Below are 17848 nucleotides of genomic sequence, written 5' to 3'. Positions count from 1 at the left end.
GCACGCGGCGAATTCGCCCGATGCGACGCTTGACACACGTTCCGGCGGTCGACTCCGGAGTAACCGGCCCCCGCCTGCCTCGATCACTTATCGTGATTTCGGGTTACACCGTGTGTTGTTCACACGATCGTGCCATCAAGGCGCTGCTGGCTCGCTTTGGCCTTCCGTCCTTTGCTTACCTCGGTCCCGCAACCGATGAACGGAACACCGAGACGGCAGGAGACCGAGTGACGAACGCGGCGAAGAACGAGAGGCGAGGCGCGGCGCGCTTCGGCCGTCTCGCTTCGCGTGCGCTGTTCGTCCTCGGCGGCGCCGTCGCGGGATCCGCCGCTGCGTGGGCCGTTTCCGGCGCCACCGCCGCCGCGGACATCGCCCCGGTGGTCTCCGCTCCCGACACGAGCGTCACCCCGGTCACCGACGCCACCACCGCCGGTCTTTCCGACGTTTCCCGGGGCGCTTCGAAGTTCACCGGCGACGTCGCCGGCGCGGTGTGCGGCGAGAACCACCAGGACGCCACCACGTGGTCGATGCCCGACGGGACCCAGTCGTCCCCGGCGAAGCGCCACTGCGGCGGTGAGATCCGCGCCGACGAGCACGAGGTCTCCACCCGCGTCAGCGACGCGGTCACCGACTTCGCCGACAACTCGGTCGTCACTCCGGTCAAGCGGACCCTCGGCGCCGTCGAGCACATCGTCCGCAAGCCGCAGGACACCCGCCAGGTGCTGGACGAGACCTTCGCCCCGTCGCCCGATTTCGGCCGCAAGGTCTGGGACCTCCTCGACCCGAAGGGCCACGGCGACCTCGTGCCGGAGCTTCCGGTCAGCGGAGCTCCGCTCGACCCGAAGTCCCCGCTGGACACCGTCGGCGCCGGTGCGCAGGTCACCGACTTCGCCGCGCTGGCGACGACCCAGTTCCCCGCTTCCTCCGAGACCGTCCTCCCGATGCCGGCCCTCGTGCAGCAGCACGACGCCTTCGCCCAGGACGAGGACTCCCCGGCGCGTGACGGTCACCGTGGTGACTTCCCGCGTCCGCTCACCCCGGCGCCGCTTCCCGTCGCGCCGTCCATCCCGACTGTCCCCGGTGGCGGCAACGCTCCCGGTGGTCACCTCGACGGCCTGACCCACGGCGTTCCCGCCTGGCTCGTCGCCGCCGTCGAGCGTTCCCTGACCGGCTACGCGCTGGCAGGCACGCGGTACATGCCGCTCACCCCGGGCTCGCAGCCCGGCGTCACTCCCGACTGAACACCTCCCTCCGCGGGGTAGCCGACGCGCCTCACGCCTCCCGATCCCGGGCTTGGCTTCGCGTCCGCTCCTGATCCCCCGCGAAACGGCGGTGCGCTTTTGTGCGCCCGCAGCAAGTTCCACCCCCCCTCTGGTGCCGTTCGAAGGCACCTCCTCGAACCCGAAAGGGAACCCGAAATGAAGGAGAACAACCCCATGCAATCCTGGGCAAAGCGCGGACTCCAGACCGCGTTGGTCACGGGTGGGCTGTTGATGCTGGGCACCGGCATCGCTTCGGCTGACGAACAGGTCAACCCCGACACCCCGGCCTCCCCGCTCGACGCGAACGTCACCGTTCCCATCGAGATCGACAACAACGCCGTGGGCACGCCCCTCGGCCAGGTCGACGTCCCCGGCTACAAGGGTGAGGTCAGCACCAAGGCCGTCACCAAGCCCGTCTCCGAGGCGCTGGCTCAGGCCTCGAAGCCCGGCGGCAGCACCGACGGCATCGGCGGAGGGCTCCCCAGCCTGTCCGGTAAGAACGCCGTCCCCGCGCCGCTGGCGGCCAAGGACTCGGCCCGTCAGGTCAGCGGTGGGCTGACCGGTGGTGGGTTCACCACCACGGACGACATCCTCAAGGGCAACAAGGTCGTCGGTGACGTCGTCGTCCCGATCCAGATCGTCGACAACGCCATCGGCGTGATCGGCGACGCCGAGGTCGAGGGCGGGACCCACGACCAGACGTGGTCGCACAACCAGGACGTCGAGACCACCGGTGAGGACTCCAGCCTCGCCGGCAACGTCGTGTCCCTCGACTGGGCGCTGCCCGTGCAGATCGCCGGCAACGGCGGCGGGCTCGCCGGCGGCACCGGTCGCGTGGTCGGCGGTTCCGCCAGCCAGAGCACCACCGAGACCGGCAACATCACCACCGACGGCGAGGGCTCCGCTCTCTCCGGCAACGTGGTGGCCGGCCAGTTCGCCACCCCGGTCCAGGTCACCGGCAACGCCGTGTCCTGGATCATCGGCAACGCCAACAGCTCCGGCTACGAGGCCGAGACCGACGCCACCTCCGGCGGCTGGGTCGAGACCGACGGTGACGACTCCGCCCTCGGCGGCAACGTCGGCGCGGTGCCGATCGCCCTCCCGGTGAAGGTGAACGACAACGCGGGCGCCGTGCACGGTTCGCTCGCGAACTCGAACAGCAGCTCCTCGGCGGACGCCACCGCCGGTGACACCACCCCCGGCTGGAGCAACGTCCCCAGCTACGTGCAGACCTCCGGTGAGGACTCGGCCGTCGCGGGCAACGCGATCGTGCCGCAGACCGCGGACGTCGCGAACGTCGGCGGCGTGGCCGCCAGCTGGGTCGGCCTGGCCAACACCGGCAAGGACGGCGGCACCAGCCAGAGCAGCGTCGTCGACGCCGGTGGCTTCGTCAGCTCCGAGGGCGAAGGCTCCGCGGGCGGCGGCAACATCGTCGACCCGGCCGTCGCGGCCCCGGTCGAGGTGACCTGCATCGCGGGCACCTACATCGGCAACGTTTCCGCCACCTCGTGCGAGAACACCGTCGACGCGAACGCCGGCAACGGCAGCCACACCACCGGTGACGACTCCACCCTCGCGGGCAACATCGTCAACACCCAGGCCGCGCTGGCCCCCGAGGTCTACGGCGTCGGTGCCTCGCACATCGGCCAGGCCGTCGCCGAGGCGACCGAGACCAAGACCGTGACCGCCGGTGCCTACGACGGCACCACGGGCAACGACTCGTCCGGCTCGGGCAACATCGTCCAGGTCCCGGCCGCGGTCCCGGCCGAGGTCTTCGGCGTGGGCGGCTCGTTCATCGGCCAGGGCTCCGGCTCGGCCGACGAGACCAAGGTCGTCTCCGGCGGCGGCGGCGGGAACACCGCCGACGACAACGGCTTCCTCAGCTCCAACCTGGGCACCGTGCCGGTTTCGCTGCCGGTGCAGGCCTTCGGGATCGGCGGCGCGCTCGCCGGTCAGGGCCACGGTGGCGCGGACGGCGACACCACCTCGAACGCGGGCGGCGACGTCCACGCGACCGGTGACAACGGCGCGGGCTCGGGCAACCTGGTCTACGGCCCGGTGTCCCTGCCGGTCCAGGCGCACAACTTCGCCGCGGTGCTCGGCGGAATCGCGTCGGGCGAGGGCTCGAACCTGACCGACTCGTCGGCCGGTGGCGACGCCACCGCCAACGGTGACGAAGGCGCCCTGGCGGGCAACATCGTCCAGTCACCGGTCGGCGGCGCCGTCCCGGTGACCGGCCTCGGTGTGGCCGGCGCGGGCATCGCCAAGGGCACCAGCGTCAACGACGTCGTGTCGGCGGCCGGTGGCGACGCCACCACCACCGGTGACGAAGGTGCGGTCTCGGGCAACATCATCGGCGCGCAGGCGCTGCCGATCGTGCCCGTCACGCACGACGCGGTCGCGGCCGCCGGCATCGCCGACGCCGTCGGCTCCGACACCGTCGACGCCACCTCGGGTGGGGACGTCGACACCTCGGGTGTCGAAGGATCGCTCTCGGGCAACATCCTCGACTTCCCGGTCGCGGCCGTTCCGGAGGTGTTCGGCGACGCCATCGCGGCGGCCGGCGGCGTGTCCGAGACCGACGCGGACAGCATGATCACCGGCCAGGCCGGTGGCGACAGCATCACCGACGGCAGCGGAGAGGCCCTGTCGGGCTTCAACTTCCACAACCCGCTCACCTTCGTGATCCCGGTGAACGAGCTCGAGATCCCGGTGCTGGCCATCGCGGACGAGAACTCGACCGACTCCACCGAGATCAACGACGAGGAGTACACCCGCGCCTTCACCGACTCGGTGGGCTCGGAGATGCCGATCGACGCGCTGCCGACCCTGCCCTTCGGCGCCCCCGCGCTGAACGGTGCCGGTGCCCTGCCGTCCACCCCGGCGATCGGTGGCGCCCGCGCCGACGGTCCCCAGCTGGGTGGCCTTCAGGCCGGTCTGTCCGCCCTGAAGGGGCTGACGGCTCTCCCGACGCAGATGCCGAAGGCGGACCTTCCCGAGCTGCCCGGTGTCCCGGCCCTGCCGAAGACCCCGGCCCTGCCCGGTGACGACGCTCGTGCGGACGCCCCCAAGGTCGCGCAGCTCCCGGCGCTGAACGGGCTGCCCACCGTCGGCAAGCTGCCGGTGCAGCTGCCCACCGCGGGCACGCTGCCCACCGCGGGCCTGCCGACCGCCGGCACCCTGCCGGTGGCCCTCCCGACGGCCGGCACCCTGCCGACCGCGGGCGCGCTCCCGACCGCCGGCACCCTGCCGGTGCAGCTGCCCACCGCCGGCACCCTGCCGGTCGTGAACAGCACCCCGGCGATGCCGACCGCGCAGGTCCCGGCTCTGGCGAACGTCGACTCGTCGCCGCTGAGCATGTTCCAGCGCTTCATCGGCTCCCTGACCGGCAAGAAGTTCCACACCATGTGAACCTGCCAGTCGGCTAGCGCCACTGAATGAACCGAAGCGGGCCCGGGAGTCACTCCCGGGCCCGCTTTGCTTTTTGTCGCTACGGCTGTCGCCGTGTGTCGTCCGTCTGATCACGCGAGCCGTCCACGTGATCACGCGGAAGTACCGTTTCGGCCGCTCAGCTTCCCGGGGTGAACAGCGCGTCCTGGGCCGCGCCCATCGCGGTCAGCACCGCCCCTTCCAGCACGCCGCTCCCGCCTACGGTCCCCGCCCGCACCTCGGTCCGCAGCGGCGAGATCTCCGCGAGCCGATCGCCGACCCGGGTCGCGAGCGCGCCGCCGCCCGCGCGGCCGATCTCGCCGCCGAGTACGAGACAGCCCGGGTCCAGCACCGCGGTGACCGCGGCCGCGCCGATCGCGATCCGCTCCGCGACGATCCCCAGGAACTCCTCGGCGCCCGCGTCGATCGCGTACCCGACGGCCGCTTCGGCCGCTTCGGCGTTGTCGGCAGCCGAAGCGGGGATGCCGTGCTCGCGGGCGAGTTCGCAGATCGCGGCGCTGCCCGCCAGGGTGTGGAAGCCGCCGTCGCAGTCGGTCGCGGTCGGGAGCCGCCCGGGGCCCAGCATCGGCAGGAACCCGATCTCGCCCGCGCCGCCCGACGCGCCCCGTCGCAGCGAACCGTCGAGGACGACGGCCGCGCCGACGCCGAAACCGAGCCACAGCAGGACGAAGGTGTCGCGATCGCGGGCGGCGCCGAGCCGCTGTTCGGCGGCGGCCGCGAGGTTGACCTCGTTCTCCAACAGCACCGGGATGCCCTTCCGGCGCCGGAGCTCGTCGACGAGTTTCCCGTGCCACGCGGGCAGTCCACCGGCGGGCCGCAGACCTCCGGTCGCCGGGTCGACCAGGCCGGGAGCGCCGACGGCGATGGTGTGCAGCCCGGTCGCGCCCGCTTCGGCGGTGGTGGCCTCCAGCAGCGCGATCGCCTGCTCGACGGCCACGTCGGTGTCGACGTCCAGGGCGAACGGCACCGAGGCCTCCGCCCGGGTCTGCCCCAGCAGGTTCGCGACCGAAACGGCCATGCCGTGGGTGCGGACGTCGAGACCGGCGAGGTGCGCGCGGTCGGCGACGATGCCGTACAGCTTCGCGTTCGGCCCGCGGCGTTCCGCGCCCGCTTCGCCGACGATCTCGATCAGCCCGGCGTCCTGGAGCCGTTCGACCAGGTCGGCGACGGTCGGCCGGGAGAGCCCGGTCAAGGTCTTGAGCTGGGTGGCCGTCAGCGAGCCCTCGCGTTGGAGCAGGTCGAGGGCGAGACGGTCGTTGATGGCCCGCGCGGTGCTCGGGGAGGCGGACGGCATCCGGATGACACTCACCGGTAGATCCTCCCAGAATTAATTATCAGGTTCCCTTCCTGATAGTTTACGCTGTCGTCGTCGAGTCGTCTCATGGACCTTGGGGGCCCAGTGACCAACACAGTGGAAACCGTCGGCGCGCCGTCACGGCGGGTGCGGCAGGCGCGGGTCGCCATCGCCGCCGTCTTCGCCGTGCACGGCGCGGTGACCGGCAGTTTCGCCACCCGGATCCCGTGGATCCAGGAACACACGGGGATCAGCGCGGGGCAGCTCGGCCTCGCGCTCGCCTTCCCCGCCATCGGTGCCTCGCTGACCATGCCGCTCGCCGCGCGGATCGGGCACCGGCTCGGCGGGCGGATGGGACTCCGGGTCCTGCTGGCGTACTGGACGCTGGCGCTGATCCTCCCGTCGCTGGCGGGAAACCTCTTCACCCTGTGCCTCGCCCTGTTCTTCATGGGCACCGCGGCCGGTACCTCGGACGTGCTGATGAACGCCCTCGGCGTCGACATCGAGGAGAGGATGGGTAAATCGGTCATGTCGGGGCTGCACGGCATGTGGACCACGGGCGCGCTCGTCGGTTCCGCGGCGGGCACGCTCGCCGCGCATTCCGCGTTGGACGCCCGCGTCCACTTCCTGATCGCGTCCGCCGTGCTCACCGTCGCCGGGGCGGTCCTCTGCCAGGGCGTGTTCGACGTCCGCAGCGCGCCCGACGAGAACCCGCCGCCGAGGTTCACGCTGCCACCGAAGGCGTCCGTGATCATCGGTGCCGTCGCGTTCTGCGCGGTCTTCGCCGAGGGCGCGAGCCTCGACTGGTCCGCCGTCTACCTGCGCGACGTCCTCGGCACCTCGCCGGGGATCGCGGCGGCGTCGACCACCGCGTTCACCTGCACGATGGCGGTGGCCCGGCTCTCGGGTGACGCGCTGGTGCGCCGCTTCGGCTCGGTCAAGACCGTCCGCGCCGGCGGTGCCTTCGCGACGGCGGGTGGTCTGCTGGTCGTCTTCGCCGCCCATCCGGTGATGGCGATGGCAGGCTTCGCGCTGATCGGGCTCGGCGTCTCCGTCGTGGTGCCGCTCGCCTTCGCGGCGGCCGGACGCAGCGGGCCGACGCCGAGCCAGTCGATCGCGGGCGTCGCGACCATCACCTACTCGTCGGGCCTCGTCGCGCCGTCGCTGATCGGCGGGATCGCCGACCTGACGTCGCTGACGGTGTCCTTCGCGGTGGTGACGCTGCTGGCGCTCGGCCTGGTGGCGGGCGCCGGCGTCCTTCGATCCCGTTAGCCGAACTGGAGGGAGCGCTTGGCGAGGCCGTGCCAGTAGCCGTCGATGACGGTCTCGCCCTTCCCCTCCGAAGAGCTCGCGCCGAGCGAAACGAACAGCGGCGCGAAGTGTTCGATCCTGGGGTGCGCGAGAGCCGCGGCCGGGGCCTTGTGCTGGAAGTCCAGCAACGCGTCGAGGTCGCCGTGGCGCAGGGTCTCCGCACCCCAGCGGTCGAATTCGCTCGACCACGACGGCGGCGTCCCGTCGGTGCCGTCGGTCTGGCCCAGCGCGCTCAGGTTGTGCGTGAAGAAGCCGCTGCCGATGATCAGCACGCCCTCGTCGCGCAGCGGCGCGAGCTTCCGGCCGAGGTCGAACAGCTCCCGCGGGTCCAGCGACGGCATCGACACCTGGAGCACCGGGACGTCGGCGTCCGGGTACATCTCCACGAGCGGCACGTACGCGCCGTGGTCGAGGCCGCGCTCGGGCGCGTCGTGGACCGGTGTCTCCGGCGAGCGGAGGAGTTTCCGCACCTTGTCCGCCAGCTCCGGAGCGCCGGGCGCGGCGTATTTCACCTGGTAGTAGTGCTCGGGGAAGCCCCAGAAGTCGTAGACCAGCGGCACCGTGGTGGTGGCGCCGAGGGTCAGCGGCGCCTCTTCCCAGTGCGCGGAGACGACGAGGATCGCCTTCGGCTTTTCGAGGTCGGCCGACCAGCCGGCGAGCTGGCGGGTCCAGGTGGCGTCGTCGGCGAGCGGCGGCGCGCCGTGGCTGAGGTAGAGCACCGGCGTCATGTCAGCTCCAGGTGTTTGAACTTTCAACTACCAGGATAGACGACGCCGCCCGGCTCCGCGTTATTCCCGCGCGAGGTTCGCCGCCATCCGCTCCAGGACGCCGACCGTCGTCCGGTACTCCTCGTCACTGATGCCTTCGGTCGCGCGCGAGCGGAACGCGCCGACCTTGGTTTTGATGCGGAGGTGCACCTCTCGACCGGTCCCGGTCAGGCCGTCGTCGTCGATCCAGCCGCGGGCGCGCAGGTCCGCGACGGTTTCCCGGCGCTCGCCGAACGGCGACAACGCGTCGTCGACCGAGGCGCCGCTGTCGATCGTGTTCAACACCTGCCAATGCCGGCGGGTCAGCGACTCGTCGGCGAGGACCTTCTCCAGGGAAGATTCGAGGGCCTGGTGAAGGTGGGCGAACCAGAATCCGATGGGTTTCATGGATACTCCTCCATGTAGACGGCAACTACATGTAAAAGTACATGCACTTGGTGAGGATGGGCAATGACGGACGCCGTGGCCGATGTGGAACGCGCGATGATCGCCATCCGGCGGAGTCAGGCGAGGCGGTCGCTGTCGAAACTCGCCCGCGACCGCGCCGAATCGATGCCGGACCAGGCGATCCAGGGGCTTCTCGACGCCGTCGAAGCGGCCGAGGAGGGCGGCGAGCCGGGCACCGTGACCAGCCTCGCGGCGGCACTGACCATCGACCAGCCGCGCGCGAGCCGTCTGGTCGCGAAGGCGGTCGAGGGCGGTTTCCTCCGGCGCGAAGCCGATCAGCGCGACGGCCGCCGCGCGGTCCTCGTGCTCACCGAAACCGGGCGCGCCGAGGTGACGCGCATGCACGAATTCCGCCGTTCGGTGTTCGCCGAGGCGATGGCGGACTGGCCGGACGAAGACCGTCGCGAGTTCGCCCGGCTGCTGACCTCGTTCGTCCGGAACTACGGCGCGCTCGGCGTGAAGTAGTTGACCAGGTTGCCGTCGGGATCGCGGAACAGCAGGGAGCGGTTCCCCCACGGCATCGTGGTCGGCTTCTGGACGATCTCGGCCAGGTCCGCGAGTCGCTCGTACTCCTTGTCGACGTCCTCGACCCGGAACTCGAGGATCGCGGTCCGGTTCGACTCGGGCACCGCGGCGGCCCCGCCGAACAGGGTCATCGTCTCGGCGCCGCCGATCGCCAGGGTGCACGAAGGGCCGGCGAGTTCAGCGAACCGCTCGGCGCGCCACCGCGCGTCGAGGCCGGTCACCTGCTCGTAGAACCCGGTGAGGCGGGCGACGTCGTGGGTGATCACGCGGACGGAAACGAACTGCATGGCTGGTCCTTTCGGGGCCGAAAAGCGGAACACTGGCCACGCTAGGAGCAATACCGGGCAGTATCCGCCCGGTATTCTGAGGCTGTGACCAGGCCCATCGCCCGCGTGCTCGCGCTGCTGGAGATCCTCCAGAGCGGCGGGACGCGCACCGTCGCCGAGCTCGCGAGACGGCTCGACGTCGACGAGCGCACCGTCCGCCGGTACGCCGAACACCTCCTCGACCTGGACATCCCGATCCGTTCGGTGCGCGGCCGGTACGGCGGGTACCGCCTGGCGCCGGGCTACCGGATGCCGCCGCTGATGCTCACCGACGAGGAGGCCCTCGCTGTCCTGCTCGGCCTGGTCGCGGGACGGCGGGCAGGGCTGATCACCACGTCGGTCGCGGCCGCCGAGAGCGCGGTCGCGAAGGTCCGCCGGGTGCTCCCCGAAGCGCTCGGCCGACGGCTGGACGCGCTGCTGGAGACCGCCGACTTCACCGGGCCCGCCCGGCAGCCCCTCTCCACCGAGGCCGAGGTGCTGCTCACCGTCGCGGAAGCCGCGCGGGACCGGCGCCCGGTCGAGCTCGCGTATCTCGCCGGACACGGCGGTGCCAGCGAACGCGTCGTCCATCCGTATGGCGTGGTGGCGCACTCCGGACGCTGGTACCTGACCGGGTTCGACTCGGCCAGCGGCGAGGTGCGCACTTTCCGCGTCGATCGGATCAAAGCGGCCGAGGCGCGAGCCGGGACTTTCGAGACGCCCGACGGCTTCGACCCGGCGGAGCGAGTGCTGACCGCGCTGGCCGAGACACCGCATCGGCACGACGTCTCCGTGCGGATCCAGGCGACGTCCGAGCAGGTCCGCGCCGTCTTCCCGCCGTCCGTGGCCGTCCTGGAGGCGGACGGCGACGGGGTCCGCGCCCGGATCCGGGCGCAGCGGCTGGACTGGATCCCGCCGCTGCTCGCCGCGCTCGATCGGCCGTTCGTGATCGAGCGTCCCGGCGAGCTTCGCGACCTGGTCAGCGCGCTGGCAGGACGGCTCGCGGAGCGGGCTCGGGAAGGATGAGTGCCGAATGCGCCGGCTTTTCCGCGTCCTCGGGCAGGGACGACAGGTGGCGCAACATGGCATTGCGCTGCTCCAAGGCTTCGGGCGTACTCGGGAACATGGTCGAGTTCCCCGCCGTGACCAGCGCCTGGTTCAGCTCGACGTACTCCCGGATGGTCCGTTCGTAGGCGTCGAACGCCGCCGTGTGGTCGGTCGTCATGGCCAGTTCGCGGGCCAACAGGTAGGCGCCCACCAGGGCGAGGCTCGAACCCTGACCGGTGAGGAACGACGGCGCGTGCGCGGCGTCGCCGACCAGCACGACCCGGCCGCTGGACCACTTCGGCATGCGGATCTGGCTGACGACGTCGAAGAAGAGGTCGTCGGACGCGCGCATGGTGTCGACCATGCGCGGGATGTGCCAGCCGTCCCCGGAGAAGACGGAGGCGACCAGGTCACGCTGCGCGGCCGGGTCCCGGAAGGCGTCGAAGGGCGGCTCGGGGCGGACGAAGCTCAGGAAGCCGTGCACCGTGTCGCCGTCGCCGACGGCGTAGAGCGCGGCGCTCCGGCCAGGGACGTTCCAGAGGACGCCTTCGCGGGAGAGCCTGAAGTCGTTTCGCATGGTGAAGCCCGCGAAGCAGTAGCCGATGTAGTGGTGGAACTGCTCTTCGGGCCCGAACGTCAGCGCGCGGGTGTTCGAGTGCAGGCCGTCGGCGCCGACGACGAGGTCGAAGGTGCGTTCGGCGCCGCTGCGGAAGCGCACGTCCACGCGGTCGGGGTGCTGGTCCAGGGTGGCGATGGAGTCGTTGAAGAGGAATTCGACGTCGTCGCGGATCGTGTCGTAGAGGACGGAAGTGAGATCGCCGCGGGGTACTTCCAGATCGCGGGTCGCGACGCCGCCGTTGATCGCGTCGGGCCGCAACGAGGTGATCCGCTCGCCGTCGGCGTCGAGGAAGGTGAGTTTTTGCGTGTTGATGTGGGCGGCCTGGAGCTGGGGAAGGACGCCCATCCGCCGGACCGCGTCCACGGCCGTGCCGCGAATGTCGATGGGATAGCCGCCTCCGCGCACGGCGTCCGACTTCTCGACGACCGTGACGTCGAAGCCGTAGCGGTGCAGCCAGTAGGCGAGTGCCGGGCCCGCGATGCTGGCGCCGGAGATCAGGACCGTGCTCATGAGTTCTCCTTGGATAGGTAACTTAGGTATCCTTATGGGCTCAGAGCAACTATATACCTAACTTAGGTATCTTTATGAGGTGTGATGGAAGACACAGGCGCGCCGGAGCTCGACCTGATGGCGGTGCTCCCCCGTCTCACGCAGCTCGGCACCGTGCTCAACCGCAGTCAGCTGGTCGAACGGGCGATGGCACGGGCCGAGATCTCCCTCGACCGGCCCGCGATGACGGTGCTGGTCACCCTGCACACGGCCGACCGGCCGCTGCGGGTCGGGGAGATCGCCGAACGCATGAAGGTCGTCGGGCCGCATGTCACCCGGCACCTCAACGGGCTGGAACGGCAAGGGCTGGTCGTCCGGGTCGCGGACCCGGACGACCAGCGAGCGCGCCTGATCGAGCTGACGCCGGAGGGGAGAGCGATCCCCGACCGGTACCTGCGGACCATCCTCGGCTGGTTCGGCGACGCGATGACCGACTGGTCGGTGGAGGACCGCAAGACCTTCGGCAGCCTCCTCGACCGCTTCGTCGACGACCTCACCGCCAGGCTGGCGCACCTCGACGAGGACTAGCTCACTTACCGCAGAAAACGGTCCTGACCAGCTTGTTCAGCAGGGCCGGGAAGTTCTGCGCGGGGTCGTTCACGGCGTCGCCCGTGGTGATCGACGCGGTCATCGTCCTGCTGCCGCCGGGGGTGCTGTACATCATCGCCCCGTAGCCGTTGTTGCTGCCGTTGTGGTTGAGGACGATGCCGCAGCCCGGACCCAGGTCCTGCGAGAACTGCCCGAGGCCGTAGAAGCCGTAGAGGCTTTCGCTGCCGGGGTGCGTCTCGCGCATCTCGGTCATCAGCCAGGCGGGGAGCAGCTTGCCGCTCTGCAGCGCGGAGAAGTACGTCTGGAGATCCTTCGTCGTCGAGATCATGTCCCCGGCGCTGGAGATCCACGACGGGTTCTGGTGGGTGACGTCGATCGTCTTCCACTGACCGGCGTCTTCGTAGCGGTAGTAGGCGTGGGCGTACGGCTTGGGCATCCCGGACCAGGCGCCCGGCGACAAGGTGTCACGCAGCTTGAGCGGCTTCAGGATCCGGCGGTCCAGCTCGTCGGCGAAGGCGCGGCCGGTGAGCTTTTCGACCAGCAGCCGGGCCACGACGTAGTTGGTGTTGGAGTAGCTCCAGCTCGTTCCCGGCTGGAAGATCAGGGGCTTGGACACCGCCAGCCGCACCAGCTCCTCAGGCCGGTAGGTATGGAATCGCAGGTCCACCCATTCCTTGCCCGCCCACGGGATGCCCGGCGTGACCGTCCCGTCCGGGTTGTACTGGCCGGTGTGGTTGAACAGCCCGCTCGTGTGCTGCAGCAGCATCCGCACCGTGATCCGCGGGTCCAGGCCGAACCGGGGCAGGAAGCCCGCCACCGGGGTGTCCAGCCCGATCCTGCCCTCGGCCACCAGCTGCAGCATCAGTGTCGCGGTGAAGTTCTTCGAAGTGCTGCCCACCCGGAAATGCCCGTCGGTCGGCGGTTTCGCGGTCCCGCCCAGCTCGCGCACCCCGGCGCTGCCGGTCCATTCGCCCCGCCCGTCGCGGACGCGCAGCTGCACCCCGGCGTACCCGGCGTCGACGATTTCCTGGGCGGCTTGCCGCAGTTCCGGACGGTTGGGCGCGGCGGACGCCGCCGGCACGGCCAGGCCCGTCAGCAGTGCCGCCGCCAGCGCGGTGACGCCTGCCCGACGGACGATGTTCTCGGTACCCCTCAGTGATGTCCTCATGGCGACTACGTTCGCGGCCCTCGCTGACACGAGGCAGTCACGTCGCTGACATGGGAGCCTCGATCATGGACGAGTTCAGGTACGAGCGGGATCTGGTGCGGGCGTTGCTGCGGGACCAGCATCCGGATCTGGCGGAGCTGGAGCTTCGCGAGGTCGAAGGCGGCTGGGACAACCAGCAGTGGCGTCTCGGGCCGGAGTTGGCCGTCCGCCTGCCGCGCACTGAGCGCGCCCCGTCGCTGCTGCGCGCCGAGCAGAAGTGGCTGCCCGTGCTGGCCGATCGCCTGCCGTTGCCGACACCCGTCCCGGTGCGCGTCGGTGAACCTTCCGCCCTGTTCGAGCACACCTGGACGATCACTCGCTGGGTCGACGGCGAACCGGCGGACCGCGTGCCGATCACCCGCGCCGGCGCGGCCGAGACGCTCGCGGGTTTCCTCGACGCGCTGCATGTGCGGGCACCCGCGGACGCGCCGGTCAGCCCGACACGCGGTCTTCCCTTGGCATCGCTGCGGGACGGGTTCGGCAGTTCGCTGGAAGCGGTCGCCGACGAGGTGGATGCCGATCACGCCAGGGAGATCTGGGAGAAAGCCGTCGCGGTGCCCGCGTGGGACGGGCCGCCGATCTGGCTGCACGGCGATCTGCATCCCGCGAACGTGATCGTGCGGGACGGGACTCTCTCCGGCGTCATCGACTTCGGCGACCTGACCTCGGGGGACCCCGCGACCGATCTGTCGGCCGCCTGGATCCTGCTGCCCGACGGTGCGGCGAGCCGGTTCTTCGACGCCTACGAGGTCGCGGACGACGCGACCGTCACGCGGGCTCGTGGCTGGGCCGTCCTGCGCGCGCTGAACCTGATCGCCATCGGGCGCGACGGCAGGCGCGGTCTCCCCGGGGGTAAACCGACCTGGGAACCGGCGGGCCGGGCCGCGCTCGAACGCGCGTCAGCGTGAGATGCGGGCTTCGATGCCGTCGAGCAGGCAGTCGAGCCCGATCCGGAAGGTCTCGTCCGCGTCGAGGTGGACGGCGTCGTGCACCACCTTGGCCAGCGCGGGCAGCTTGCCGGTGGCGAAGGATCGCGTCAGGTAGGGCCCGAGTTCGGCCTGCCAGTGCTTCTCGTCCATCCCGGTCGCCCGCTCCGCCCGTCGCTCGGCGATCTCACGCCGCACGGCGCCGATCGTGTACGCGTTGATCGCGGAGACCAGCGGCATGATCTCGTCCACGCCGATGTCGTCCAGTCCGGACATCACGGACTCCGAGGTGGCCAGCGCCTCCGGCCCGAGCTGGGGGCGGCCGCCGAGGAGGTCGGCGAGCCATTCGTGCCGCCGAACGGCGCGACGCATGGCTTCGGCGTGCGACCGCAGCACCTCCCGCCAGCCCTCGCCGGAAGCGCGGATCTCGGCGTGGGTGGCGTCGACCATCAGGTCGAGCAGCTCCTCCTTGCCCTCGATGTAGCCGTACAGCCGCATCGGACCGACGTCGAGCGCGGTCGCGACCTTGCGCAGCGACACCGCGTCCAGGCCGTCCGCGTCGGCCAGCCGGATCGCCGCCTGCACGATCCGTTCCCGGCTCAGCGGGGCCAGGGCCGGTCGACTCGGCGGCTCCGGCCTCTCCCACACCACCATGCGGTGACAATACAACGCATCGCGCGATACAGTGTATTGATCAATACGCTGTATCGACTGAGGGGAAGATCATGACCATAGCCATCATCGGAGCGGGCCTCGGCGGCCTGGCTCTCGCCCGGGTGCTGCACGTCAACGGCATCGAGTCCGTCGTCCACGAGCGTGAAGAGTCACGCGACGCGCGCGGGCAGGGCGGCATGCTCGACATCCATTCCGGCCAGCCGGCGTTGCGCGAAGCCGGCCTGATCGACGAGTTCTTCGAGATCGCCCGTGGTGAAGGTCAGGACATGCGCCTTCTGGAGCCGGACGGCACCCTGCTGCTGCAGGAGGACACGCCTGACGACGCTCCGCTCCTGCGGCCCGAAGTCGACCGCGCCGACCTGCGTGACCTGCTGCTGGACTCCCTTCCCGAGGGCACGGTGCGCTGGGGACACGCGTACGAGTCCGCGGAAAACGGCGTGGTGCGCTTCGCCGACGGAAGCAGCGCGGCGTACGACCTGCTGGTCGGCGCGGACGGCGCGAACTCCCGGGTCCGCGCGCTGCTCACCGACGCCCGTCCGATGCACCTCGGGCAGAACATCGTCGAGATCGGCATCCCCGACATCGACCGCACGCATCCCGGACTCGCGGCGATGGTCGGCCGCGGCAACTACTGGGTGCTCGGCGACGGGTTGTCCCTGGCGGCCCAGCGCAACGGCGACGGCCGCGTCCGGATCGGGCTCAGCTTCTACGGCACCGGAGAGGACTGGATCGCCACCAGCGGGATCCCGTTCGACGACCCGGCGGCCGCCCGGGCTCGGCTGATCGAGCTGCTTCCGGGCTGGGACGCGAAGTTCATCGCGCTGATCGAGGCCTGTGACGACCTGGTCGTCCCGCGTCCGATCACCACCCTGCCAATCGGTCTGACCTGGGAGCCGGCGCCGGACGTCACGCTGCTCGGCGACGCCGCGCATCTGATGCCACCGGTCGGCGAGGGCGCCAACATGGCCCTGCTCGACGGCGCCCGGCTCGGACTCGCGCTGGCCGCGCGTCCGGACGACGTCCCCACCGCCGTCAAGGAGTACGAACGCGAGATGTTCGAACGCACCGGCGCCGCCGCCCGGATGTCCGCGCGGGTCCAGGAACTCCTGGCAGCGCCGGACGCCGCCCGGAAGATGCTCGCGTTCTTCCAGCCGGACTGAGGTCGTTCACCCGGTCAGGCAGTGCTGCACGAGCGGGCCGAACGAGGTGACCAGGTCGTCGACGGACGCCGAGGCGATCGGCTCCACCCGCACGATGTACCTGGCCACCGCGAGCCCCAGGATCTGCACGTTGACCGCTGCCCGGATTCCTGGCGGCGGCCAGGGGCAAGGGGCAGCTCATCGAGGTCGTCGCGGCCGGACTGACGAAGGAGACGTCATCGACTTCCTTCGTTGAACCTGTCTAGTCGTGCGACAGGTCGACGAAACGGCTGTAGTGCAGCTGGTGCGCGACGGTGATCGTCGCCGTCGGCCCGGCACGGTGCTTCGCGATGATCAGGTCCGCTTCACCGGCGCGCGGGTCGTCCCGCTCCCACGCGTCGGGCCGGTTGACCAGGATGACGAGGTCGGCGTCCTGCTCCAGCGAGCCGGACTCACGGAGGTCGGACAGCATCGGGCGTTTGTCGGTCCGCTGCTCGGGGCCACGGTTCAGCTGGCTGATCGCGATCACCGGGACCTCGATCTCCTTGGCCAGCAGCTTCATCTGCCGCGAGAACTCCGAGACTTCCTGCTGCCGCGACTCGACGCGCTTGCCCGAGGTCATCAGCTGGAGATAGTCGAGGACGACGAGCTTGAGGTCGTTCCGCTGCTTGAGCCGCCGGGCCTTCGCGCGGATCTCCATCATCGTCATGTTCGGTGAATCGTCGACGAACAGCGGCGCCTCGGAGACCTCGCTCATCCGGCGTGCGAGACGCGTCCAGTCGTCGTCGGACATCTTTCCACCGCGCATGTCCGCCAGGCGGATCCGCGCTTCGGCCGAGAGCATGCGCATGACGATCTCGGTCCTGCTCATTTCCAGCGAGAAGATGACGCTGGTCAGACCGTGTTTGATCGACGCCGAACGCGCGAAATCCAGTCCCAGGGTCGATTTCCCGACACCGGGACGCGCCGCGACGATGATCATCTGGCCGGGGTGCAGACCGTTGGTCAGATCGTCGAAGTCGGCGAACCCGGTCGGGATACCCTGCGACTGCCCACCGCGCGAGGCGATCGCGTCGATCTCGTCCATGGTCGGCTGGAGCAGCTCTTCCAGCGCGACGTAGTCCTCGCTGGTGCGCCGCTCGGTGACGTCGTAGATCGCGGCCTGCGCGCGGTCGACGACCTCGTCGATGTTCGCGCCGTCCGCCGCGGCCGCGCCGTAGCCGTACTGCACGATCCGCGTGCCCGCCTCGACCAGGCGCCGCAGCACGGCCTTCTCGGAGACGATCTCCGCGTAGTACCCGGCGTTCGCCGCCGTCGGCACCGTCGCGATCAGGGTGTGCAGATACGGGGCGCCGCCGACACGGCCCAGTTCGCCGCGGCGTTCCAGCTCGGCGGAGACGGTGATCGGGTCGGCGGGCTCGCCGCGTCCGTAGAGATCGAGGATGACGTCGTAGATCGCCTGGTGCGCGGGGCGGTAGAAGTCGTCGGGTCCGAGGGCTTCGATGACGTCCGCGACGGCGTCCTTCGACAGCAGCATGCCGCCGAGCACGGACTGCTCGGCCGCGATGTCCTGCGGAGGCTGGCGGTCGTACTCGCCGCCGCGCGGACCGGGGTCGCTGGGACCCGGGTCGGACTCCGAGTACATCGGATTGCGGTCGTCGGTCAGCGCCACCGCTGCTGCCACCTCCTCAAGACATCGAACACGCGTTCGATTATGCCAGATTTTCCCCGGTCACTCCGCCTGCGCCCGCCGGTCGCCCTCCCCCAGGCGTCCGG

General features: G+C 70.5%; 17 protein-coding genes. 8 read left to right on the top strand and 9 right to left on the bottom strand.

Going from position 1 to position 17848, the window contains the following annotated elements:
• Window positions 1-227 precede the first annotated feature (227 nt).
• Both AB0N89_RS18785 and AB0N89_RS18780 read left to right on the top strand, forming a co-directional pair.
• Window positions 228-1241: a hypothetical protein gene (locus AB0N89_RS18785; protein ID WP_364205936.1), complete on the top strand. Its 1014-nt coding sequence runs from the start codon at window positions 228-230 to the stop codon at window positions 1239-1241.
• A gap of 195 nt (window positions 1242-1436) precedes the next feature.
• The gene (locus AB0N89_RS18780) at window positions 1437-4673 is read left to right on the top strand and encodes a PE-PGRS family protein (protein ID WP_364205934.1); all 3237 of its coding nucleotides are present in this window, start codon (window positions 1437-1439) and stop codon (window positions 4671-4673) included.
• Between the two features lie 157 nt (window positions 4674-4830).
• Here the strand turns inward: AB0N89_RS18780 and AB0N89_RS18775 are convergent, their stop codons facing one another.
• Complete coding sequence (locus AB0N89_RS18775) at window positions 4831-6021, bottom strand: ROK family transcriptional regulator (RefSeq protein ID WP_364205932.1); 1191 nt, start codon at window positions 6019-6021, stop codon at window positions 4831-4833.
• A 90-nt stretch (window positions 6022-6111) separates the two neighbouring features.
• Between AB0N89_RS18775 and AB0N89_RS18770 the strand changes: the two genes are divergently transcribed.
• Complete coding sequence (locus AB0N89_RS18770; RefSeq protein ID WP_364205930.1) at window positions 6112-7278, top strand: MFS transporter; 1167 nt, start codon at window positions 6112-6114, stop codon at window positions 7276-7278.
• On the opposite strand, the gene AB0N89_RS18765 is transcribed toward AB0N89_RS18770, so the two are convergent.
• Both AB0N89_RS18765 and AB0N89_RS18760 read right to left on the bottom strand, forming a co-directional pair.
• The gene (locus AB0N89_RS18765) at window positions 7275-8045 is read right to left on the bottom strand and encodes a class III extradiol ring-cleavage dioxygenase (protein WP_364205928.1); all 771 of its coding nucleotides are present in this window, start codon (window positions 8043-8045) and stop codon (window positions 7275-7277) included. The two genes, AB0N89_RS18770 and AB0N89_RS18765, sit on opposite strands and share 4 nt — an antisense overlap.
• Window positions 8046-8105: 60 nt before the next feature.
• Entirely contained in the window at window positions 8106-8471 is a 366-nt protein-coding gene (locus AB0N89_RS18760; RefSeq protein WP_364205926.1) for a MarR family transcriptional regulator, read from the bottom strand.
• A 63-nt stretch (window positions 8472-8534) separates the two neighbouring features.
• On the opposite strand from AB0N89_RS18760, the gene AB0N89_RS18755 reads away from it, so the two are divergent.
• Window positions 8535-8996, top strand: coding sequence for a MarR family winged helix-turn-helix transcriptional regulator (locus AB0N89_RS18755; RefSeq protein WP_364205924.1), 462 nt, complete (start codon window positions 8535-8537; stop codon window positions 8994-8996).
• Here AB0N89_RS18755 and AB0N89_RS18750 read toward each other — a convergent pair.
• Window positions 8972-9343: a VOC family protein gene (locus tag AB0N89_RS18750; RefSeq protein ID WP_364205922.1), complete on the bottom strand. Its 372-nt coding sequence runs from the start codon at window positions 9341-9343 to the stop codon at window positions 8972-8974. The genes AB0N89_RS18755 and AB0N89_RS18750 overlap by 25 nt on opposite strands.
• Window positions 9344-9427: 84 nt before the next feature.
• On the opposite strand from AB0N89_RS18750, the gene AB0N89_RS18745 reads away from it, so the two are divergent.
• On the top strand, window positions 9428-10387 hold the full coding sequence (locus AB0N89_RS18745; protein WP_364205920.1) for a YafY family protein: 960 nt from the start codon (window positions 9428-9430) through the stop codon (window positions 10385-10387).
• Here the strand turns inward: AB0N89_RS18745 and AB0N89_RS18740 are convergent.
• Window positions 10341-11537 carry an FAD-dependent monooxygenase gene (locus AB0N89_RS18740; protein ID WP_364205918.1) on the bottom strand — a complete coding sequence of 399 codons (1197 nt, stop codon included), beginning with the start codon at window positions 11535-11537 and terminating at the stop codon, window positions 10341-10343. The two genes, AB0N89_RS18745 and AB0N89_RS18740, sit on opposite strands and share 47 nt — an antisense overlap.
• A gap of 84 nt (window positions 11538-11621) precedes the next feature.
• On the opposite strand from AB0N89_RS18740, the gene AB0N89_RS18735 reads away from it, so the two are divergent.
• Window positions 11622-12104 carry a MarR family transcriptional regulator gene (locus AB0N89_RS18735; protein ID WP_364205994.1) on the top strand — a complete coding sequence of 161 codons (483 nt, stop codon included), beginning with the start codon at window positions 11622-11624 and terminating at the stop codon, window positions 12102-12104.
• Window position 12105: 1 nt separating this feature from the next.
• Here the strand turns inward: AB0N89_RS18735 and AB0N89_RS18730 are convergent, their stop codons facing one another.
• Window positions 12106-13293, bottom strand: coding sequence for a serine hydrolase domain-containing protein (locus tag AB0N89_RS18730; RefSeq protein WP_364205916.1), 1188 nt, complete (start codon window positions 13291-13293; stop codon window positions 12106-12108).
• 65 nt (window positions 13294-13358) lie between these two features.
• Here AB0N89_RS18730 and AB0N89_RS18725 point away from each other — a divergent pair, with 65 nt between their 5' ends.
• Complete coding sequence (locus AB0N89_RS18725) at window positions 13359-14240, top strand: aminoglycoside phosphotransferase family protein (RefSeq protein WP_364205914.1); 882 nt, start codon at window positions 13359-13361, stop codon at window positions 14238-14240.
• Here the strand turns inward: AB0N89_RS18725 and AB0N89_RS18720 are convergent.
• Window positions 14232-14912, bottom strand: coding sequence for a TetR/AcrR family transcriptional regulator C-terminal domain-containing protein (locus AB0N89_RS18720; RefSeq protein ID WP_364205912.1), 681 nt, complete (start codon window positions 14910-14912; stop codon window positions 14232-14234). The two genes, AB0N89_RS18725 and AB0N89_RS18720, sit on opposite strands and share 9 nt — an antisense overlap.
• A gap of 71 nt (window positions 14913-14983) precedes the next feature.
• Between AB0N89_RS18720 and AB0N89_RS18715 the strand changes: the two genes are divergently transcribed.
• Complete coding sequence (locus AB0N89_RS18715; protein ID WP_364205910.1) at window positions 14984-16093, top strand: FAD-dependent monooxygenase; 1110 nt, start codon at window positions 14984-14986, stop codon at window positions 16091-16093.
• Window positions 16094-16099: 6 nt separating this feature from the next.
• On the opposite strand, the gene AB0N89_RS18710 is transcribed toward AB0N89_RS18715, so the two are convergent.
• On the bottom strand, window positions 16100-16222 hold the full coding sequence (locus AB0N89_RS18710; protein WP_364205908.1) for a hypothetical protein: 123 nt from the start codon (window positions 16220-16222) through the stop codon (window positions 16100-16102).
• Between the two features lie 112 nt (window positions 16223-16334).
• The gene (dnaB, locus tag AB0N89_RS18705) at window positions 16335-17744 is read right to left on the bottom strand and encodes a replicative DNA helicase (RefSeq protein WP_364205992.1); all 1410 of its coding nucleotides are present in this window, start codon (window positions 17742-17744) and stop codon (window positions 16335-16337) included.
• Window positions 17745-17848 lie beyond the last annotated feature (104 nt).

Origin of the sequence: Amycolatopsis sp. NPDC089917 (assembly GCF_040684635.1) — a bacterium.
Classification (GTDB): domain Bacteria; phylum Actinomycetota; class Actinomycetes; order Mycobacteriales; family Pseudonocardiaceae; genus Amycolatopsis.
Note: the sequence above shows the minus strand (reverse complement) of the source record. Positions and strands in the feature narration are given on the sequence as shown.